This window comes from uncultured Fibrobacter sp., assembly GCF_947305105.1.
In the GTDB taxonomy this organism is placed as follows: domain Bacteria; phylum Fibrobacterota; class Fibrobacteria; order Fibrobacterales; family Fibrobacteraceae; genus Fibrobacter.
This window is the reverse complement of the sequence record NZ_CAMZCS010000047.1, coordinates 1-19359: the sequence shown is the minus strand read 5'-3', so window position 1 is coordinate 19359 and position 19359 is coordinate 1. Positions and strand designations below refer to the sequence as shown.

The following is a 19359-nucleotide window of genomic DNA, read 5'->3' as shown; positions in this document are numbered from 1 at the left end:
GGCCATGTTCAAGCAAGCTTGACCGCGGCACTCGCCTTACGCATTTGTCCTACTTTCCTCATACCTCAAAGGCACGAAGTGCCGACCTCATACCTCACACCTCAGAGGGGCTTTAGCCCCGACCTCATACCTCATACCCCCCAGATTCTAGCCTCTAGATTCTAGCCCCTAGCCACTAGTCTCTCCTCTATTTCTATATTCAAAACATGAATTTTATCAAATTTTGCGCTACTTCCGCAGCGCTCCTTTTGCTGTGTTCTTGCGACAACAACGATGTTGTCCTTGCCTTTAACACGCAGGATGCCGCTTCGCGTACTTTTTTCCTTGAGTCGTCCCTGAACGTGCTCTTGCCGGAGGATTCTGCCAATGCCGCTCCGGAATCCATGCAATCCCATATCAAGGTGCGCAGCACGCTTAACATGCTGGTTCCTTACGATGACGGTTCTGCCCGGTTCGAAATGAAGGTCGATTCCGTGGAATACACCTCTGACAAGCGTTCCGTTGATGAATTCCGCAACATAGAGAAGCTCGTTTCGGTTCAGCATTTCCAGTTTAAGCTGGCAACGGATGGAACCATGAGCGATCCGGTTGTCGAAGATGCCGAAATGAAGTTTGGTGACGACGACATCGACCTCGTCAAACTCTTCTTGAAAATCCAACCGGTGCTCCCGTCGAAGCCTGTCGCCATAGGGGAGTCCTGGGAACGCATGGTGACCATACCAAGTTCCAATTCGATGACGACCGTGTACAAGTCGTTCACTCTCGAAGACGTCATGCTCCACGATGGCGCTAAAATCGCAAAAATCGGCATGAACCTCAAGTACAAGGAAGAAGCCGATTCAACATCCGACCTGCACATGGAAAGCCGTGGATTTATCGTCGGGTCGGGCTCTATCCTCTTTGATGTCAGTCATGGAGTTGTTTCTTCGGCGAACTTGGAAATTAACGGTGACCTGAACGTGAAGGACGTTGTTGCCCAGGATTCCATTCCCAACATGCACGTCATCCAAAAAATCAAGATGAGGAGTGAACCCTGATGCTACGTCCGCACAAGTTTTTATCTGTAACACTCCTGCTCGTTGCCTCGGCGCTCGCTGGCGAGATGCCGTTCCCTCAACCCGAAAAGGGCGTGGTTCGCCTTTTGACCAAGGATAGCCCTTACATTCTGGAGCAAGGGGTCATGTTCTCTTCTACGGACACGTTCCTTGTTGAACCCGGTGTGACGGTCCTTATGGGCGAATACGCGAAGATTATGCTGCGCGGCCCGGTCCGCATCCAGGGGACGCCCGAAAAGCCGATTACGTTCCGCAGTGCCGATTCTAGCGAAAGCTGGAACGGAATCCATTTCGTTTCCAGTAGCAAACCGTTCGAAGTCCGCAACCTCGTGGTGGAAAATGCCTTCCGCAACACAGTTTTCCGTACCGATGGTATTTTCGATAAGGTCAAGTTTGTCAATAACTACTACGGACTCTGGGTGGACGAGGTCTCCCAGATGTACCTCACCGACTGTGAGTTTTCGCGTAACCGCTTTGCGCTCTCGCTCCGAGCTTCCAACGTGACAGCTAACAATACTACGGTATCCAACAATGTCTATGGGCTTTATCTGGAGGCCGAGGCCAAGTATAACGGCGATATGGCACTTGTCACGAACAACCTGGAGGCCGATGTTCGCAACGAATCCCAGGAACTTGTCGACAAGGGTAGGCGCGTGAGCCGCAATATCTGGCATCGTGTCGAGGCCCGTTTCTGAGGTAGTGGACTGTGGAAGAGTCATTCCGTCGAGCAATACGCAAGATGACCGGGACAAGTGTTCGCTTGTCGGTCCGGCCGGACAGGTCGTCCATGGTGGCGTCATTGTCGCAGTCGATGATGGTCACTTGGTCCATTGCGTTGTTCGAACATTTGGACGCCATGATGTCCAATGCAGAATCCATGGTCGGAGCTTCCGAACTCATTTCTTTTAGCAAGTCTGCCTGGAAATTGGCTGATGCGAGTTTCCCGCAAATCATCCAGGATGCAAATGCGCTGTACGATGAGTTCCGCGCCAAGTGGATGCAGCGTTTCTCGACAGAAGAAGTGCTTAGGCTCCTCCTCGAAGGTGGCGATTTCTTGACGCACGACGAGGAACAGGGCTGGGCGCTCACTGTGAAGAACAACAAGCAGGATATCAGTGCCTTCTATTCGGCGACAATTCACTTGCTGGTGAGCGATGCCGAACCGCTCTTTGTCCGCATGCACGGCCGTGTGATGCAGTTGCAAGAGAAACTTTGCAAGTACTGGCACAGCGAAAGCGCCGTAGATGCTGTTTCGAAACTCCTGCCTTGCCTGGAAACTTCGCTCAGGGAAAAGGAGAACGCACTTGTGCTCTCGTTACGCAGTTCGCTCAACTCCATTGCCAAAAAGCGTTTTGCTGCGGCATTTATGGGCAAGAGCGCTACGCGCTATTATGCGTCGGCTGCCGGTTGCGCTCGAAACGTAGGGAAATTCTGGAACCCGCATGGCGCGTACGAAAACGGGTTCCTCGCTTTTACCGATGACTTTTGTGATTATGCCCGTGGGCTCACCATCCAGATTATCGAATGGTACCAGAGCAAATGGGCGCTTTTCCTCCGCGGCTTCTCGCGGGGGCAGTTAAACTTGTTTGAAACACCGGCCACATACCAGGCCCAAACCAACTCGTAAGGATAAACATGAAAAACGCATTCACTTCGATTTTGCTGCTTAGCGTCGTTGGCCTCGCTGTCTTGCTGGCGGGCGCATTCTATTTCGGCGCTCCGCTTTTCGGATGGATTATCATGATCGCGATTTTCGCCGTATTCATCGTGGAGCAGGCATTGGCATTGAAGAAGCTCAGGCAGATGTCTTCCGAGAGCGAAATCATCGACGAGTGCGAACGCCGCCGTATATATTCGGCCAGTGGTGATGGGGTGGTCGCTGCGCGAATCCGCTTGGCCGAACGCCTGTTGAGCAAGAATGTCCGCCTGGATTCCCCGGTGGCTTTCGAAGTGCTCTCGACGGGTTCGTCCATCTCTATCCCGCGCAGTGCGAGCGGTTCCGTGATTCTCCTTGGCCTTATGGGTACGTTCTTTGGCCTCATGTATTCGGTCGCGACGGCTGGTGGTGCTATCGACAATTCCACGACGCAGGCCACGCTTGATACCATCCAGCTTTTGTTCCAGGGGATGAAGGGTATCTTTGGTACTAGCCTTTGTGGTTTGTTCGCAGCGTTGATTTTGAATGCGACGCGCAGCGTGTTGATTGCTAACCGCGATGCCTTCATGAGCCGCCTTGATTCCATGACGCTCGACATGCAGGGCTCGGTGGCCGAAGCCGGCGAAGAAAATAAGAGCGAAATCGAACGCCTTTTCCAAGTGGTGACGAAGAACCTGAACGATGTCGTGAACTCTGTGCAGGAAAGCCTTTCCGGTATTGTCAATAAGGTCGGGACGGAACTCGCTGCTGCAACAGAAAGCATTTCAAGCAACATAAATACTTCGGTCGAGAAAATTTCTACAAATGTGGGCCAGTCCGTCGAAAAACTATCTTCTGACATGTCGAAGGCGGTGTCCGGGCTAAATTCCATGATGGATGGCTTGGGCAAGAATCTTGGCGATTCTGTGGCATCTTCTTTTGCTCCGATGGAAAAGAGCGTGAAGTCCTTGGCCGAATCGGTCGATTCTATTCCGGGCAAGCTGGATGAAAAGCTGAGCGGACTTTCCGGCTCGCTGCAGACGGGCCTCGCCGGTATCGGCGACGAAGTCAAGGCCGGTCTCGAAAATGTCACGGCCGCGGCAAGCAAGAATATTGCCGAATCCGTCACGGAACAGGTCAAGCAGTCTGGCGAACAGTGGAAGTCCTTCATGGATGCGCTTTCTGCCAAGACCGACTCCAACACGGAATACCAGAAGGAAAGCCTCGAAACGCTCAAGAACGTTGCCCTGCAAGTTGCCGAGAAGGCACAGGCGGGTTCTGCCGAACTCAGCCAGTCTGTTTCCGAAAAGATTTCCGCGCTTTCTACGGACATTTTGGGTGCATTCCAGAAACTTTCCGAAACCTCTGCTGTGCTGCTCGAAGCCCAGAAGGCTCTTACCGAAAGCATCGACAACCGCGTGGTCAAGGAGAAGGAAGCGACCGACGCTCTGGGTGGCAACATCGTCGAGACGGCAGAACTCATGCGAGTGAACCAGTCCGAACTGAGCGCGAACCTCGAAATGCTACGCACTGGCCTCGAATCGATTATCGAAAAGCTGAACGGCGATACGGCTGAACGCGACGACGAGGACAACTTTGTTGAACACCTCAACCAGACGCTGGAAGCCTTCCACGAGCGCGCAAGCGAAGTCCTCATGGAAAATGCGGTCAAGACTCAGGAAATCCTCCTCGAAGTCATGGAGCAGATGCAACGTTTCTCTGTATCTCCTGCTCCGTCTGTAGCCCAGCAGCCTAAGGCCGAGGAATAAATATGCGGTTCAAGCAAGACGACAACCGTAATCCGTGGATGGCCTATACAGACTTGGGCGTTGCCCTGGTATCTTTGTTCATCCTTGCGTTCGTGGCAATGGCCACCCTCAAGGAGCAAAAAGCCGAAGACCTTACACGTACCGAAGAAGAAGTCCTCAGCTGTCAGGAACAGATGCGCAAGATTGCCGCCGAGCGCAATGCCCTCCTGTCCAAGAGTTTGCAGACCTCTATCGAGGCAGGCCTTATCGCCCTCGAAGATGGCAAGATTCAAATTCAGGCGAGTTTCCTTTTCCCGCTGAACGGCGCGAACCTCACTCCCGAAGGCGTTAGCGTGATTCAGGGGATTAGCAAGGGCTTGCTAGATGCGCTAGATACTGGCGATGTCATCATGGTAAGCGGATTTACTGACGATACTCCGGTGAAGTCCTCCACGTACACCAACTGGCATCTTTCTTCGGAACGCGCCGTGAATGTGGTTAAGGCTCTTGTTGCGCAGGGTTTCCCACCTGACCGCCTCTTTGCGGCCGGGTTCGGTGAACATCAGCCCAAGTATCCCAATGACAGCGAAGAACACCGCCGTTTGAACCGTCGCGTGGAAATCGGCGTGACGCCGTTGACCAAGACGGGGAGCAAGGAGTAGGCTTACCGATGGACGAGATGGTTGCAAATCTCCGGCAACGAGTCGACGCTATCCGCAAGACGGGTAAGGTCCCGCACTGGCGCATGGTCTATGCAGAATACCTGCTGAACAGGGCCCAGGAATACCTGGCCGTCGATCGTGAACCCGAAGCCAAACTCGTAGCGGCAAAGATTGACCGCTGGGTTGTGCAACATACCCCTAAGCCCGAAGAACGCAGTGCTGCCGAATTGCACCCCATGGAATTCTGGAACAAGGATTTGCTTGCGGGTATTTCGTCACAGATAAAGAAGACTCTTTCGGCCAAGCGTTTGCTTGTCCCGTCGACAGAACGCGATTCCATCTTGCGCCGCCTCGACGTGGTGGAAGGCTGGATTGGCGAAGGCAAGTTCCTCAAGGCTCACGAAGAACTGCTTTCGTTACGTGCTTCGCTCATTGCGCGCTTGCGCCGTAGCTATCGTGCTCGCCTTGCTGCGGCCTCCGTTTATCAGGGCGGTACTTTGACTTTGCCTCCCGGTACACAGATTGGCCCTTACAACGCGCGCCATACGCTCGAAGAAACGTTCCATATCGTCGGTGAACGCGACCCGATTTGGGTTGAGGACTTCCTTGAAATCTACAATGACCTTTTCCGGATTGTAGAACGGTTAGTTCCCCAAGAAAAGAAATAAAAACAACGGACCTTTCGGCCCGCTGTATAAAGAAAACAATTCCGTTTAAGGTTTACCTTAACGGGTATTCCCTGTAATCCTGGACGCCGAACTCCTGCTTGAGGTAATCCCAGCGGACAAGGCGGTTCTTCCAGAAGTATTTACGGTATAGGCGTCTTGCGACGCGGCTAGTGAGTTCGTACGGAATAGTGTGGTGGTCGTCCGCTACACTTTCCATGGATATGTGGAAATCGAGTTCGCCGTTCACGACATCGACCGTCTCGCCGACTTGCACGTCGGGGATGTGGCTCACGTCGACCATCGTCGCGTCCATGCACACGCGGCCGAGAATCGGGCAAATCTGCCCGCGAATCATCACGAATCCCTTGTTGTATTCCCCGCGCAAGTAGCCGTCGCCGTAACCGATGGCTATTGTCGCGATTCGGGTCGGCTGCTGTGCCATCCAGTAGCCGCCGTAGCTGACCGTTTCTCCCGGCTTCACGATGTGGATGTGCCGGATGGTGCTCTTGATTTTCATGACAGGGCGGATGGGGTAGGGGGAAGGTACTGGACCCATGCAGTTGTAGCCGTAAAGTGTGAGGCCGGGGCGGACCATGTCGAAATGGCTTTCGGGGTGCGTGAGCGTGCCTGCCGAGCTGCTGCAGTGGCAAACAGGCGGGCGGATTCCTTCGGCTTCCAGAACATCGACCAAGCGGCTGAAACGCTGGATCTGAACGTCCGTTTTCGGGTTGCCCGGCATGTCGGCCGTGGCGAGGTGCGTGAACATGCCCTCAAATTCAATATGCTTGAGGTGAAGTGCCGTGCGGATGCTGTCGAAGTCCTCGGCGTCGAAGCCGTAGCGGTTCATGCCGGTGTCGATGGCGAGGTGGGCGAGGCATGTTGTCCCCGTCTCGGCGAGGAACTGGTCGAATAGCTGTGCCGTGCGGAGGTCCGTAATGGCGGCAGTCAGTTGGAATTCTACAAAATAGGCGAAGTCTGCGGGAGTGCAGGGGCCGAGCACCAGGATAGGGAGGTCCATGCCGTACTGGCGCAGGAGCATGCCCTCGTTGATGTGGGCCACGCCGAGGTAGTCGGCACCACCGAACTTGGCGGCAAACGAGCAGGCCAGGCTCCCGTGCCCGTAGGCGTCAGCCTTCACGGGAATCAGGATTTTCGTATTGGCAGGGATCTGGCTCCGGATAAATTGGATATTGTTGCACAGGGCGTCCAAGTTGATTTCTATCCAGTTCGGGCGCGCAATCTTGTTTAAGTCGGGTGGGGTGGGTAAAAGTTTCATGATAAGAAAAATATAGGAAACTCTACAAAAACCGGCCACAAGGCCATGTAAAAAAAGAATGCGTTTAACTTGGAAACTTCTAGATTGGAATAGAACCGGTTGATATAATTTTTTGTAAAAACCGGAAAGCTCGCGAGAATATAAAATCGCTCCCGAACCCAGCATCTACGCGCATCCCGCTAAGTTGTTCAAGTTTACAATTGCATCTATGAATATTTGTTTACTTGCTTGCGTGAAACGGAAAATTTTTTTCTGTATAGTTTAAAATCAAAGAGAGAAATAAATCGTTCTTTGTTCGAACAAAGGAACGAATATTGAACGGAAGTACAAATAACATAATTCCTTTGACTTAGCCGTTTTCGTCCCCTCGACATCGCGTTCCCGAAGTATGCCCCGCCAACGGGGTAGTTGATTCCCTTTTTCTTTAAAATAAAAATCCAATAAAACGGAGGATAAAATCATGAAACCGCAAACCAAAAAACAAAAACAAGCAACAGAAAAGTTCATCGAGTCCCTGATGCCGGATTCCGACAAGAGGATGTGGCGCATTGCCGGTACGTCCATCATTGCCGCACTTTCGGTAGGTTTCTGGGCGACTACGTATGAACGCGTAATCGACGAGATTGTCTTCGAAAAGACGGCATCTGTGGAGATTGCGACAACCATGAACATCATCGAAAAAAAGGAGGAAAAAAAGCAGGAAAAACAAGAAAAGAAAATCGTAAAAAATGAAAACAAACGCAAGAGGCAAGGCGGCGGAGGCAAGCGCGCGGGCCGTGGGGATCCTCGCTCTCCCGAGCAGCGGGGGATTCTCAAGATGCTTGCGGCGCGGACACAGAACGCGAATGCCGAAGTCTACAACTTGACGAACCAGAAATTTGCGAAGGATATCGACAAGATCCTCAAGAACGTGAACGGTTTGCAGGTGACCGGGAAGACGCAAATCGCATCGACCCGTCATGGTAAACTGGATGCCGGGTTCAACGAAGGTGTTGCTTCGGGCGGGAGCGGAGGAATCGGTGATGCGTTGGGGAGCCTGATCGGCGGATCTGCCGGGGCCATCTCTACCAAGTCCATCGGCAAACTGAAACCGCCTTCCGAGCGGGATATCGACGTGGGTCAGGGCAATTCCTCGCGTTCTGCTTCTGATATCATGAAGGTGGTCCGCCAGCGTACTCCGGGACTGCGTCATATCTACAACAAGTTCCTCAAGAAAAAGCCCGGCTTCCAGGGCAAGGTCACGCTGAAGTTCACGATTGCCCCGGGCGGGGAAGTCGTCAGCATCGCGGTGGCCTCCTCTACGACGGGTTACGCCGAATTCGACGCCGACATCAAGAATGCCGTCGGTCGGTGGACATTCAGCAAGGTCAAGTCGGGCAATACCACCGTAACAATCCCGTTTACCTTCTCGGAGTAACCAATTGGAGTGGAACTTGGGCGGATAGATTTGTAAATTTAAGCTGGCGGCATCCTGCCGCTGGCTTTCTGCATTCAAAAGGTATAGAATTTATGACCGATCCACGCATTACACAACTTGCTACGAATTTAATCAACGACGCTGTCCGCCTCCAGGCCGGAGAAAATATCCTCATCGAAACAACCGACACCCCGGACGAACTGTCCACGGAACTGGTCAAGGCTGTTGAAAAAGCGGGAGGCAACGCCTTTGTCCATAACTACAACAGCCGTGTCCGTCGCCAAGTTCTCCTTTCTGCAAGCGAAGCCCAGATGAAGCTTTCTGCAGATTTAGCCCTTGCCGAGATGAAGCGCATGCAGGCCTATATCGCAATCCGTGGCGCGGACAATGCCATGGAAAACTGCGACGTGAGCGACGAGAAAATGCTCATGTACCGCAAGATTACCAAAGAGACGCTTGATTACCGCGTGAACAAGACGAAATGGTGCGTGTTGCGCTGGCCCAATCCGTCCATGGCCCAGGGCGCCAAGATGAGCACCGAAGCCTTCGAGGACTTCTATTTCAAGGCATGCCTGGCCGATTACCCGAAAATGGGCCGTGCCGCACAGAACCTGATTGACTTGATGAACAAGACCGACAAGGTGCGCCTTGTGGCAAATGACACCGACATCACGTTCAGCATCAAGGGAATCCCCGCCGTGCCCTGCTGCGGCAACATGAACATCCCCGACGGCGAAGTCTACACGGCCCCGGTGAACGGGAGCATCAATGGCGTGATTCACTACAATACGCCGACGCTTTACGAAGGCAAGCATTTCAGCGGCGTCCGCTTGGTGTTCAAGGAAGGCAAGATCGTGGAAGCCACTTGCGACTCGGGCGACAACGCGCAACTCAACGCCATATTCGATACGGACGAGGGCGCCCGCCGCGTGGGCGAGTTTGCCATCGGTTTCAACCCCTTCGTGAACGCGCCGATGTGCGACATCCTCTTCGACGAAAAAATCGCCGGCAGCATCCACTTTACACCGGGAATGTGCTACGAAGACGCCTACAATGGCAACCAGAGCGCCATCCACTGGGACCTCGTTCTCATCATGCGCCCGGAATACGGCGGCGGTGAAATCTGGTTCGACGACAAGCTTATCCGTAAAGACGGCCTGTTCGTGGTCGACGAACTCAAGTGCCTGAACCCCGACCAATTGGGGTTGTAGTTTTTCTTTAGATACTATGCCATCGGCCCCCTTTCCGGGGGCTTTTTTGTATATGAAACGAATTGTATCATTTAGACGAAAAATCGTTTTTATTTTTATAAAAAATGCAATTTTCTTTTGAAAAATCAAACTTTTGTTCTATTTACTATTGACAAGCTGTTTTTTTGAAGGTATATTCATTGACATGAAACCGATTATCGAATATCAAGATTATCGCGCCTTCATGAGCGACTACTACGAAGAGCGTAAGCGGACTTCCGCCTTCTCGTGGCGGGAGTTTGCGAAGATTGCCGGATTCGCTTCGCCTTCGTACCTGAAACTTGTGTGCGAAGGCAAGAGCAGTCTGAGCAAGGTGACCATGGGGCGCGTGGCCAAGGCCATGGGGCTTACCGGCTACGAGGTGACCTATTTCGAGACCATGGTGAAGTTCGGCAACGCCAAGAAGGACTCGATCAAGATGGAGTTCCTCCAGGAAATGCAGGCCATGGCGCGAGACCACAAGGTGCGCATCATTGACAAGGATGCGTTCGAATATTATTCTACCTGGAAAAATCAAGCGATTCGCGAACTCGCCCCGATGATGCCCGGCGCCATGCCCGGCGAAATTGCCGATGTCTGCTGTCAAGATGTTTCGGCGTTGGAGGTTCGCAAGTCGCTCCAGTTCCTGGAGCGGGCAGGTTTCCTCCGCCAGACGCAACCGAACACCTACGAGCAGACGGAAAAGGATGTTGCGGGTTCCAAGGAAGGGCTCCCGATTGCCATTCGTGCGATGCACCGGGAGATGGGGAGGCTCGCCATCGACTCCCTGGACAAGTTTACGGCCGAGGAACGCAACGTCACCGGCCTTACGATAGGCGTAAACCGCGAATGCTACGAACGGGTTGTGCAGGAACTGACTGCCTGCCGCAAGAGGATTATTGCGATTTGTTCGGAATATTCGGAACTTTCGCAGGTTTACAGGTTGAATTTACAATTGTTCCCCCTTAGTAGGGATGTTAAGGGAAAAGAGGAGGCTTAATATGAAAAAGTTTATGTATATGGCTTTGAGCGCATTTGCTCTGTTGGCCTGTTCGGAAGATGCGCAGAATGTCGGAGGCACATCCGAAGATCCGAACACATTGATAAATAATGGCTCGATCCTTGAAGGACGGCCGAGATTGTGCAGAACTTCGCAAATGGCGGATGCGTCCGTCGATTGCGACTGGAGTGCGGAAATGTGGAATCCGGAGTCGGGAAATCGTGTCCATACCGGATTTGACAACGGTACGAATACGTCGGGTATATGGTTTTGGAGGATTGACCCTACTGAGAAATTTCATCCATCTATTCAATGGCCGGCGGAAGTAAGCGAAGCCTATGATTCTCTTTCGTTGAGTAATGTGATTAGCTCCTGCGGAGGAAGTGTTTGTGGTCATATTGTGGTGGACGTAGATACGGCTTATTATCCATGGGGTTTTCCTTTTGTGGAAATTGAGTTCAGCATGGCTGGAAAAAATTCTTCTGGCGAATTTGATGCTGTTGATGCAAGCGATTTAAAAGGGTTGTGCGTAGGTTATGCGACAAACGGGCTAATCAAGATGACACTTGATTTTGGCGATACGATAAATGGTTTGTTTACCAATGGCTCTTATGGTGTAGAATTGGATTATGATTTTATGCATGAAGATAGACCTGAAGATGATCGATATCTAGAACAGTGCTTTGCTTGGAGCGACTTTAAGGTAGTGAGCCATGATCCTTTTTCCGATTATCCCGGTTATCCTCCCATTAGCCTCGAACAAGCTCTTAAGCACCTGGAGGGCATTCGATTCAGGTATGATGTAGCGGACGATGCGACTGTAATGTTCAATATAGTTCGGTTGGGGAGATATACAGGAAGAGATCGAAAAAAAGCGAATGAGGAAAAACTCCCCGTGGTTGGTGATGATTGTGATTCTCCCGAAAGGATAGAAGATTTCTGTTTGTGTAATTATTCCGATTCCTTGGCGGTAAGGACTGGTAAAGAACTGGGATATCAAAGGGGGTTGGAAGAAGTTGAAAAAATATTGGCTGATTCTGTGAGTGAATCATTTAAAAAAGAAATTCTGTATGAACTCGACCTGTTTAGATGGATGGAAATTTTAAATGATAAAGGTAGAGAGCAAACTCTTCAACCCTGTGACAATCCTGAGCCCAAGATTCTGCGTTGCTCAGATGGCTCTCTTCGCTTTTCGCAGCAATATTCGGATGTAAAAAACAGATATGACGAAATTGCAGAAGAAGTAGCTCCTCAGAAAGTGCAGGAAATGATTGATTTCGTGAAAGATGCGTTGATTCCTGACGTTTCTCCTGTAGACAGCGCTTACGAACTTTATATGGATTACGGTGAACTTTGGAACTATGGAAGAGATGATTTTGTCAAGACGAATCTTTATGCGGATTCGACATGGCCCGAAAATCTCGTAAGGGGAGGAGAATGGTTCTATGAGTCGGATTCTGCGATTGGAGGAAACACTCTAGTTAATTGGGGAGCAATCTCTGATTCTGTATGGAGCATAGCTGCGACGCGAGACTATAATAGTGAGCTTTATGCATACATTCAATTTAACGGCGGGCAACCGGATATCGATTCTTATGCAAATATTGGTTTCTACGTAGCCGGTTTTGATTCAAATGGTGTTGCTCAATCGGCAGATATCAGTAACTGGGATGGAATCTGCGTTGCTTATCTGGTCACGTCTGACATAAAATTGGCAATTGATCTTGGCGATTCCGTCAATCGGGATTTGGGGTACGATTTGCCCGTTGTGAAACTAACACCGGCGTTAGACTTTATAGATCTATATACCAAAAGGTGCTTTGCTTGGAGCGATTTCAAACAGGAAGGATGGGGGAAAGATCGGGAAAACTTTAAATATACCATCACAGGTGAAGAAGCTGCTCAAAAAGCCGTCAAGATGGTTTTCCAGATACGGCCGGAAGATGGATGGGACCCCATTGAAGTTGCCTTCATGGGCATAAGTACAAACCATGAATAAAAAAAGAACATAAAAAAAAGCCTCTTTCGAGGCTTTTTTTATGTCTAGTCCATCATCAGTTCTTCGTATGTGATTTTTCCATCGCGATAGTCCTTGCATTTGCCGACCATCTCTTTATAGACTAAAGTGCGAGATTCGTCCGTCACATTCTTTTTGACCAATTTTTCCACCTGAACCATGCGGCTTCCTTCGCATCTTTCTACGGACTCGACGACAACATCTGCATCGTTCTTGGACATATCCAAGTTCGACAGGAAATTGAGCATCGCCAGCACATCTTCCTTGGTCATACCCGATTCTGCGAGAATTTCGTCCAACTCCTCGGGAAGGATTGCCTCAATCACTTTGTCAAAACCCGAAGTCGGGACCCACTCTTCATAGATGCAAGTCCATTGCACGTTCTGGCCCAGGTAGACGGCCGACTGAATGTCGCCATTTTGGCATTCTCCGTCGTTTAAAATATCCGAAAATTTTTTCCCGGTGTCATCCACATCTCCCATCTTCGTTTCAAAAGTCCTGAGAAGATTATACTGTTCCTGTGTCATTCCGATTCCTTCGAGATTGATGTTGGAACCGTTGCTTGTTTTAGCCGTTTCTTCGTTATCCTTAGTGTCTGTGGAGGTTTTGCCCTTATCGACAGAGCTTTCGCTTGAGGTGGAATCTTTTTTTACTTCGGTTGTTTGCTGGTCCTGTCCCGGATTGGAATTTTCGGATACGGGCTCGTTCGCATCCGATGACGTCGAACTGCTGTCGCAGGCTGTTAAGGCGAAAGATGCTGCAAATGCAATTGCGAGAAGTTTAAGTTTCATAAGAAATCCCCTATAAGTTATGTTTTCTGAATATTCCTTTATTTGCGCTGGCGCGCAAGCACCAGAGGCTAGGGGAAATCAGAAATAATGGGCAAAAACGTGTAATCGATAGGGGCTAATGCTGCTGCGGGGCTGCAAGTTCGACTGCGAGGTCCTTGAAACAGCTTGAATCAATTGTTGTCTTTGTTCTGTATTCTTTGAAATCGAAAACCTTGGTTGACGATGTGTCTTTCTGGAACTTGCTATAGGCGTCCTTGCAGTCTTGTTCGTAATAGGGGAAAAGCGTCCTGGTTTCGGCTGAGCAAGTGACATTGCCGGCCGAGAACTCGAATTTGAAAATCGCTCCTTCCGGGGGTAGCACTTTCATGTAGGAACCGTCGCGCCTTCGTAGGCAAAACGGACAACTCCGTTCGAAAAAGCGATCCTAAGGGAATCTGTCGATTTGTTGAGCGAAGCTGGAGACTGAATCTGCTGCCCGTCCCTTGACCAGACCAGTTGGCCGTCTTCTTCCACGCATTTGCCCGGTGTCTGAACCAGATATGCATCGGTAAATTCGTAGGCCATGATGTCCGTAACGACGTAGTGGTCTTCAAAAGAGTCCGAAGTTGATATCGTGGATTCCATGCAGGCATGGGTGCTGTTTGTTCGCTAGAATATTGCCGAATAAACCCTTGTTTATACGAATTTGTAATTTTTGGGCGGTATAGTTTTATATTTAAGTCATGGAATCGAGGCTTGATATGGACAACGAATTGACTCTGCTGATAGGGAAAGACGAAAAGATTCTGTACGCCGGCAGGCCGGATAAAAAGTGCTTTATCTTCGAAAGCATTTTCAATCCGCTGCTCCCTTTTGCTTTGCTGTGGGGCCTGTTTGATTCGGCTTTCATTGGCGCTTCGTTTTCTTCGGACCAGTCGGACAAGGTTGCTCTCTTTATTGTTCCCTTCATGATGCTCCACCTGATGCCGGTCTGGATTTATTTGGGTGGGGCGCTGCTCTCGTTTAGGCGCTATCGCAACACGGCCTATATTGTCACGGACAAGGCAATCTACGCTTCGGGTGGCATTTTTGGTAGGACGTATAAGTCAAAACCGTTTGCGGAACTGTCTCATGTGGATTTGCACCGCGGTATTTTTGACCAATGGTTTGGCGTGGGCGACATCATTACGTCTTCTGCGCAAGCAAATCCCGCGACGCTGAACGGACGTAGGACTTCGACCAACGCGGGCATTTCCATCGACAGTATAGCCAATTACGCCGAAGTGTACAAACTCGTGAAAAAGTTACAAGAGGACATCTACACCGACGTAATGTACCCCAACGACCTGCGTCCTTCAGAAAATCACGGATATAAATCAAAATATAAAGGCTAGGGCGTTTTTCCTTAAATATGTCCCTTATGGTTTAGGGTATGATGGGGCTCACAAAAGTAGGGCCCCTGAAAAAATTTTTTTCTTGTTGACTCCTTTTTATCAGAAAACGTTATATTTTATTTACAAACCTATTATCAAAAGAGGGGCACACATGAAAACAAGAAAAACATTATTAGCGATAGCGGTCGCGTCTGCTGTTAGTCTCGCATTCTACGGCTGCGATGGCAGTGCCCCTTCTGGGGCTGATGGGACGGAATCCGGCACCGGCAACGGCTCCAGTTATACTCCAGGTTCAGGCAATGGGTCAGGCGGTGGGTCGGGCAATGGCTCCGGCTCGGGCAATGGTTCTGGGAAAAATTCTGGTTCCGGGTCTGGATCCGGTAGCGTTGTTTCTTGCTATGTGGAACTGCCCGGTGGGGACGGGTCCGCGTCCTGTTCCGAGGTGCCAACATCCTATAAGACCACGGACCAGTTCAAAGAAACTTGTAACGCGCAAAATATAGAAGGCTTCTCCAAAGCCACCTTTGGCACGGGTTGTCCCGCCGGTGGAAAAAAGTGCGACCAGGGTGGCGGCATCGTTGCCTTCTACTATGGGGCTGCCGCCGAAGTCAATTCCTGCTTGGATGAGTACACCGATGACGATTATGGCTACAGCGATAACGGAGGCTCATCTTCTTATGATGGCGGTAGCTACTATGATGGAGACTATTCCATCCCTGATGACTATTACGGCAGTCCGCAAATACAGAGCGGTAGCAACGCGACAATCTCGGGGAATGTCTACTCCTGCAAGATTACGTCTTCTGGCCATTCCTATTGTGGCGAAATCAGCCAATCGTCAAGTGAAGTGTCTGATTTCCAGATTGGCTGTAGTGAAGGAAATGGTACATTAGGAACAGGCTGTTCTGCTTCGTCAAAGAAATGCCAATTCGATGAGGTTCTGCTTTACTTCTATGATTCCGCCGATATGGCGAAGAGCTGCGAACAGCTATACGAAGAAGACTGGTAACTGCTAGAAATTTCACTTTTTCGCCCCCCTCCGGGGGCTTTTTTTTGTATCTAAACGAAATATATCGTTTTGAGCGGGGTTGTAAAAACTTGACGTTTATACGTTGTACATACGTTGTACATAATTTCGTCGCGAAAGGCGAACGAGAAAGAATCTGAACAATATTGGAAAATGATAAAACTTGTTGAAAAATATTTTCAAACGCTTCTATTGACTTTTAATAAATTAAGAAATAGTTTATAAATAAAATAAAAATCGCACCCATAATAAAGAAGGGGAAATTATGAAAATCATGATTTTGGTCAACAAGGACTTCGAATATGCAGGCTACAGGGCCGGTATCGAGAAATTGATGATGTTGAACAAAATACCTGATCTTAAGATGGTTTCGAGAGATTGGAGCGTCGGCCCGAGCAAAAATAGACCATCGTGCATTTATAAACTTGGAAAACATATAATTAGGGAATTCTGCATCAGCTACCTTTTCGACGCGGGCGAAAGCACATCTAATTCACAGAAAAAGCTAGACCTGGTCATGAATCTTATAGATGAAGAAAGTCCAGATTACATCATCAGCGTGAGCACCAGCGAGTCAACTCCTTGCAAAGAGGACCGCAAACGCAGTTTTAACGGTTGTATTTTCATGGGAACGAAGTTTTTTGCCAAGGATTGTCGAAAGTTGGACTCGGCTACACAAAGTCACCTATATGTCCCTGAAGGTTGGTGCGTTCAAAATTCTTCAATATGCGCTAATTTCTTTGACATTGTCAATAAGAAATCAAAGAACATTGCCGATGGGATGGAGGCCGTTCGCCATCATCCAGCCAACAAGTTGACCATCTTTGCCAATACGGAGTATGTTAGCCTTGGAATAATTAATGTGATGGACTATTCATGTTATGAAAAAGCCGATCCAGAAACCTATAATGAATTTAAAAATAATTATTCTTCGGAGGGTGAACCTGTTTGCCTTGAAACGACGCATGCCGTTGTAAAGATGGCGGCTGGGCAAATACCGGTCCTTTTCGTATCTCCTATCGTCGACCGATATAATCAATTTAAACATGATGTCGATAACACGTGGGGAAATCAGAATGCAATAGGATCGTACAATGCTGGAATCGTTGTAGCGAATATGCTGGAAATATTGAAAGATAAATTGAAAGACAAACTTTAAAAGTTAATGCTGCTGCGTGGCTGCAAGTTCGACTGCCAGGTCCTTGAAACAGCTTGAATCAATTGTTGTCTTTGTCTTGTATTTCTCGAACTCGAAAGACTTGGATTTCGAGGTGTCTTTCTGGAACTCATTATAGGCGTCTTTGCAGTCCGCTTCGGAATAGGGGAATAGCATCCTCATTTCTACAGTGCAAGTGGTTTTGCCGGCCGAATACTCGTACTTAAAAATGTTTCCTTTCGGGGGCAACACTTTTACGTGGGTGCCGTCGGCCTTCAATATTGTGTTGCAATCGATACGCTTATCTTCGGGGTTTATCGTCAAATTTATGTCGTCTATCAAGCATTCGTTCTTGTAGAAGATTACGTACACTATCGTTCTATGTTCATCAAATATGATGCCCATATTCCTGTCGTTTTCAGTTGATAGGAACATTCCTATAGGGAAGGTGTCTCCCATGTAGGCGTAACGAGCAATTCCGTCTGAAAAGACGATCCTAAGGGAATCAGTCGATTTGTTCAGCGAAGCTGGGGATTGATATTGCTTCCCGTTTATTGACCAGACAAGTTCGCCATGTTCTTCCTCGCACTGGCCCTGAATCTGAATCAGAGATGAGTCGGTGAATTCATAGGCCATCATGTCCGTAACAATGAACCGGTCCACGTCGATTTCAGAAGACGGTGTCGTGGAACCCGAACCCGTGCAAGCGACAAGTGTGAGGGACAATAGCGACAGAAAAGACCAAACCTTTTTCATCAAGAACATCTCCGTTTGGCCCGCAATTTAGCTTTTTTTTGAAAAAAATCAAGAAATCCGAAAGAAACTTAGGGAAGTTCAGAAAAAACTTCATAAACAGAAGGGGTTCCCATAAACGTCTCGTTTAACATTTTGTAATATACAAAATGTTAAATGAACGCTCGAGAACCATATTGCTTGTTTTTAAAATTAATCTCTTTGGCGCTCAACATTCTAAGGCTTGATGGTTATCGGTGTTCCGTCTTTGACAACGTCGTAGATTTCCTCGATTTCGTCGTTCGTGACGGCGATGCAGCCGGCTGTCCAGTCTTTCCTCTTGTGCCAGAATTTAAAGAGGAATGCAGGAACCTTGTTCGGGTAGCCGTGGATCATGATATCGCTACCGGGCTCGTAGTTGCCTTCTTTCGCGGCCTTGATTTGCTCCGCATTCGGGTACGAAACCTTCAGCGATAAGTGAAAGACGCTTTTGGGGTTGTGAAGTTCGATGGTGTACTCACCTTCGGGCGTCTTGTTGTCACCGGACTTGACCTTCGCACCCACGGGATTCTTGCCAAGCGAAATCCTGTACGTCTTGACGACATTCTCGCCGTTGCGCAAGTGCATTTGGCGTTTCGCCTTTTCTACGAGAATGTTGTCGATAGGTGAGGAGAACATGACTTTGTGAATCCTATCCGCCCTAAAACTTGGAGTAATCCCGAGAGACCTCTATTGTTTTTGTGTAGATGCCGTTATCGAATTAATGAAATGATGTTTCTTCGGTTGTACAGAATTCGAGCAACTGTTATTGTTTTGGAGTTTTCGTCAACCCAATAGAATACGGAATAGTTCTGTACGACCATCCTTCTGAAGTCGTGTTTTAGGGGCTTTATGGGAGTGTAGGCTGGCTGTGAATATGGGAAATCGGCTAATGAGTCAATGTCGCCAACGATGCGCTCGATAAGCTCTGTTGCGGCTTTGGGCATCCCGAGTTCGTTAGAAATGTGTGCGGTCGCACTCTTCAAATCGGACAGGGCTAAGGGTAGATATTCTACTCTGTAGTTCATACAGCGGTAAGTTGTCCGATTTCTTTTAGGATTTCTTCAGAAGAATATCTTTTGGTGGATTCCTGTGCCTGCAGTTCGGCCTCATGTAACTTGGCGTAGATTTCATTTTCAATTTGAAAATGAGCGAACGCTTCCATGCTCATAAGAACCATGTCGCCATAGCCGTCTTTAGTCAAGAACACAGGCTGTCCAGATTCGTGGACGGTCTTGGAAATGTCTTCGAGACAATCTTGCAAGTCTGAAACGGGTCTTATGGCATTCATATAAACCTCACCGGTATAAGCATAATATATAAAATTTTGCGCGAAAGGGGAGGGGAAAGCCTTCCCCTCGCCTAGGGCTCCGCCCTAAAAGCCGATATTTTATGGCTTGATGGTTATCGGGGTTCCATCCTTGACAACGTCGTAGATTTCCTCGATTTCGTCGTTCGTGACGGCGATGCAGCCGGCTGTCCAGTCTTTCCACTTGTGCCAGAATTTAAAGAGGAATGCCGGAACCTTGTTCG

Annotated in this window: 22 protein-coding genes; 13 read left to right on the top strand and 9 right to left on the bottom strand. The window is 49.3% G+C overall.

The features are described from left to right. Nucleotides 1-206: 206 nt before the first annotated feature. The 6 genes from Q0Y46_RS13985 to Q0Y46_RS13960 are packed head-to-tail and all read left to right on the top strand — an operon-like array spanning nt 207 to nt 5769. Nucleotides 207-1037, top strand: coding sequence for a hypothetical protein (locus Q0Y46_RS13985; RefSeq protein ID WP_295680721.1), 831 nt, complete (start codon nt 207-209; stop codon nt 1035-1037). Further along, nucleotides 1037-1750, top strand: a complete 714-nt coding sequence (locus Q0Y46_RS13980) for a right-handed parallel beta-helix repeat-containing protein (protein WP_297948287.1) — start codon at nt 1037-1039, stop codon at nt 1748-1750. Before Q0Y46_RS13985 ends, Q0Y46_RS13980 begins: the two co-directional genes overlap by 1 nt. A gap of 11 nt (nt 1751-1761) precedes the next feature. Continuing rightward, on the top strand, nt 1762-2682 hold the full coding sequence (locus tag Q0Y46_RS13975; protein WP_295680714.1) for a hypothetical protein: 921 nt from the start codon (nt 1762-1764) through the stop codon (nt 2680-2682). 8 nt (nt 2683-2690) lie between these two features. After that, entirely contained in the window at nt 2691-4460 is a 1770-nt protein-coding gene (locus Q0Y46_RS13970) for a fimbrial protein (RefSeq protein WP_297948283.1), read from the top strand. A 2-nt stretch (nt 4461-4462) separates the two neighbouring features. Then, nucleotides 4463-5101 carry an OmpA family protein gene (locus tag Q0Y46_RS13965; RefSeq protein WP_295680709.1) on the top strand — a complete coding sequence of 213 codons (639 nt, stop codon included), beginning with the start codon at nt 4463-4465 and terminating at the stop codon, nt 5099-5101. A gap of 8 nt (nt 5102-5109) precedes the next feature. Beyond that, on the top strand, nt 5110-5769 hold the full coding sequence (locus Q0Y46_RS13960) for a hypothetical protein (RefSeq protein ID WP_297948280.1): 660 nt from the start codon (nt 5110-5112) through the stop codon (nt 5767-5769). 52 nt (nt 5770-5821) lie between these two features. Here the strand turns inward: Q0Y46_RS13960 and alr are convergent, their stop codons facing one another. Further along, nucleotides 5822-7045 carry an alanine racemase gene (alr, locus tag Q0Y46_RS13955; protein WP_297948277.1) on the bottom strand — a complete coding sequence of 408 codons (1224 nt, stop codon included), beginning with the start codon at nt 7043-7045 and terminating at the stop codon, nt 5822-5824. A gap of 460 nt (nt 7046-7505) precedes the next feature. Here alr and Q0Y46_RS13950 point away from each other — a divergent pair, with 460 nt between their 5' ends. The 4 genes from Q0Y46_RS13950 (at nt 7506) to Q0Y46_RS13935 (ending at nt 12690) form a co-directional block, all read left to right on the top strand. Further along, nucleotides 7506-8462, top strand: a complete 957-nt coding sequence (locus Q0Y46_RS13950; RefSeq protein ID WP_297948275.1) for an AgmX/PglI C-terminal domain-containing protein — start codon at nt 7506-7508, stop codon at nt 8460-8462. 92 nt (nt 8463-8554) lie between these two features. Further along, entirely contained in the window at nt 8555-9673 is a 1119-nt protein-coding gene (locus Q0Y46_RS13945; RefSeq protein ID WP_295680697.1) for an aminopeptidase, read from the top strand. 184 nt (nt 9674-9857) lie between these two features. Beyond that, nucleotides 9858-10691, top strand: coding sequence for a TIGR02147 family protein (locus Q0Y46_RS13940; protein ID WP_297948272.1), 834 nt, complete (start codon nt 9858-9860; stop codon nt 10689-10691). A gap of 1 nt (nt 10692) precedes the next feature. Then, nucleotides 10693-12690, top strand: a complete 1998-nt coding sequence (locus Q0Y46_RS13935; RefSeq protein ID WP_297948270.1) for a hypothetical protein — start codon at nt 10693-10695, stop codon at nt 12688-12690. 44 nt (nt 12691-12734) lie between these two features. Here the strand turns inward: Q0Y46_RS13935 and Q0Y46_RS13930 are convergent, their stop codons facing one another. The 3 genes from Q0Y46_RS13930 to Q0Y46_RS13920 form a co-directional block, all read right to left on the bottom strand. After that, nucleotides 12735-13499: a hypothetical protein gene (locus Q0Y46_RS13930; protein WP_297948267.1), complete on the bottom strand. Its 765-nt coding sequence runs from the start codon at nt 13497-13499 to the stop codon at nt 12735-12737. 115 nt (nt 13500-13614) lie between these two features. Continuing rightward, entirely contained in the window at nt 13615-13866 is a 252-nt protein-coding gene (locus Q0Y46_RS13925) for a hypothetical protein (RefSeq protein WP_297948264.1), read from the bottom strand. Then, entirely contained in the window at nt 13863-14123 is a 261-nt protein-coding gene (locus tag Q0Y46_RS13920) for a hypothetical protein (protein ID WP_295680682.1), read from the bottom strand. Before Q0Y46_RS13920 ends, Q0Y46_RS13925 begins: the two co-directional genes overlap by 4 nt. A 98-nt stretch (nt 14124-14221) precedes the next feature. Here Q0Y46_RS13920 and Q0Y46_RS13915 point away from each other — a divergent pair, with 98 nt between their 5' ends. The 3 genes from Q0Y46_RS13915 (at nt 14222) to Q0Y46_RS13905 (ending at nt 17058) form a co-directional block, all read left to right on the top strand. Further along, the gene (locus tag Q0Y46_RS13915; RefSeq protein WP_295680679.1) at nt 14222-14872 is read left to right on the top strand and encodes a PH domain-containing protein; all 651 of its coding nucleotides are present in this window, start codon (nt 14222-14224) and stop codon (nt 14870-14872) included. 151 nt (nt 14873-15023) lie between these two features. Next, on the top strand, nt 15024-15881 hold the full coding sequence (locus tag Q0Y46_RS13910; RefSeq protein ID WP_297948260.1) for a hypothetical protein: 858 nt from the start codon (nt 15024-15026) through the stop codon (nt 15879-15881). A gap of 283 nt (nt 15882-16164) precedes the next feature. Further along, a complete protein-coding gene (locus Q0Y46_RS13905; RefSeq protein ID WP_297948257.1) occupies nt 16165-17058 on the top strand; it encodes a hypothetical protein in 894 nt (297 codons plus the stop codon). A 3-nt stretch (nt 17059-17061) separates the two neighbouring features. On the opposite strand, the gene Q0Y46_RS13900 is transcribed toward Q0Y46_RS13905, so the two are convergent. The 5 genes from Q0Y46_RS13900 to Q0Y46_RS13885 all read right to left on the bottom strand — a co-directional run. After that, a complete protein-coding gene (locus Q0Y46_RS13900) occupies nt 17062-17811 on the bottom strand; it encodes a hypothetical protein (protein WP_297948254.1) in 750 nt (249 codons plus the stop codon). Between the two features lie 213 nt (nt 17812-18024). Beyond that, on the bottom strand, nt 18025-18465 hold the full coding sequence (locus Q0Y46_RS13895; RefSeq protein ID WP_297948251.1) for a L,D-transpeptidase family protein: 441 nt from the start codon (nt 18463-18465) through the stop codon (nt 18025-18027). A 74-nt stretch (nt 18466-18539) separates the two neighbouring features. Further along, nucleotides 18540-18854 (bottom strand): type II toxin-antitoxin system RelE/ParE family toxin, encoded by a 315-nt coding sequence (locus Q0Y46_RS14970; RefSeq protein ID WP_366522541.1) that lies wholly within the window; start codon nt 18852-18854, stop codon nt 18540-18542. Further along, the gene (locus Q0Y46_RS13890) at nt 18851-19117 is read right to left on the bottom strand and encodes a type II toxin-antitoxin system Phd/YefM family antitoxin (RefSeq protein ID WP_297948248.1); all 267 of its coding nucleotides are present in this window, start codon (nt 19115-19117) and stop codon (nt 18851-18853) included. Before Q0Y46_RS13890 ends, Q0Y46_RS14970 begins: the two co-directional genes overlap by 4 nt. 99 nt (nt 19118-19216) lie before the next feature. Continuing rightward, a partial coding sequence (locus tag Q0Y46_RS13885) for a L,D-transpeptidase (protein WP_297948290.1) occupies nt 19217-19359 on the bottom strand: 143 nt, incomplete at its 5' end.

Excerpts from the sequence above, each read along its gene's own strand:
- Q0Y46_RS13985 (WP_295680721.1), top strand. The coding sequence starts at position 207 with ATGAATTTTATCAAATTTTGCGCTACTTCCGCAGCGCTCCTTTTGCTG.
- Q0Y46_RS13980 (WP_297948287.1), top strand. The coding sequence starts at position 1,037 with ATGCTACGTCCGCACAAGTTTTTATCTGTAACACTCCTGCTCGTTGCC.
- Q0Y46_RS13970 (WP_297948283.1), top strand. The coding sequence starts at position 2,691 with ATGAAAAACGCATTCACTTCGATTTTGCTGCTTAGCGTCGTTGGCCTC.
- Q0Y46_RS13965 (WP_295680709.1), top strand. The coding sequence starts at position 4,463 with ATGCGGTTCAAGCAAGACGACAACCGTAATCCGTGGATGGCCTATACA.
- Q0Y46_RS13960 (WP_297948280.1), top strand. The coding sequence starts at position 5,110 with ATGGACGAGATGGTTGCAAATCTCCGGCAACGAGTCGACGCTATCCGC.
- alr (WP_297948277.1), bottom strand. The coding sequence starts at position 7,045 with ATGAAACTTTTACCCACCCCACCCGACTTAAACAAGATTGCGCGCCCG.
- Q0Y46_RS13950 (WP_297948275.1), top strand. The coding sequence starts at position 7,506 with ATGAAACCGCAAACCAAAAAACAAAAACAAGCAACAGAAAAGTTCATC.
- Q0Y46_RS13945 (WP_295680697.1), top strand. The coding sequence starts at position 8,555 with ATGACCGATCCACGCATTACACAACTTGCTACGAATTTAATCAACGAC.
- Q0Y46_RS13940 (WP_297948272.1), top strand. The coding sequence starts at position 9,858 with ATGAAACCGATTATCGAATATCAAGATTATCGCGCCTTCATGAGCGAC.
- Q0Y46_RS13935 (WP_297948270.1), top strand. The coding sequence starts at position 10,693 with ATGAAAAAGTTTATGTATATGGCTTTGAGCGCATTTGCTCTGTTGGCC.
- Q0Y46_RS13930 (WP_297948267.1), bottom strand. The coding sequence starts at position 13,499 with ATGAAACTTAAACTTCTCGCAATTGCATTTGCAGCATCTTTCGCCTTA.
- Q0Y46_RS13925 (WP_297948264.1), bottom strand. The coding sequence starts at position 13,866 with ATGAAAGTGCTACCCCCGGAAGGAGCGATTTTCAAATTCGAGTTCTCG.
- Q0Y46_RS13920 (WP_295680682.1), bottom strand. The coding sequence starts at position 14,123 with ATGGAATCCACGATATCAACTTCGGACTCTTTTGAAGACCACTACGTC.
- Q0Y46_RS13915 (WP_295680679.1), top strand. The coding sequence starts at position 14,222 with ATGGAATCGAGGCTTGATATGGACAACGAATTGACTCTGCTGATAGGG.
- Q0Y46_RS13910 (WP_297948260.1), top strand. The coding sequence starts at position 15,024 with ATGAAAACAAGAAAAACATTATTAGCGATAGCGGTCGCGTCTGCTGTT.
- Q0Y46_RS13905 (WP_297948257.1), top strand. The coding sequence starts at position 16,165 with ATGAAAATCATGATTTTGGTCAACAAGGACTTCGAATATGCAGGCTAC.
- Q0Y46_RS13900 (WP_297948254.1), bottom strand. The coding sequence starts at position 17,811 with ATGAAAAAGGTTTGGTCTTTTCTGTCGCTATTGTCCCTCACACTTGTC.
- Q0Y46_RS13895 (WP_297948251.1), bottom strand. The coding sequence starts at position 18,465 with ATGTTCTCCTCACCTATCGACAACATTCTCGTAGAAAAGGCGAAACGC.
- Q0Y46_RS14970 (WP_366522541.1), bottom strand. The coding sequence starts at position 18,854 with ATGAACTACAGAGTAGAATATCTACCCTTAGCCCTGTCCGATTTGAAG.
- Q0Y46_RS13890 (WP_297948248.1), bottom strand. The coding sequence starts at position 19,117 with ATGAATGCCATAAGACCCGTTTCAGACTTGCAAGATTGTCTCGAAGAC.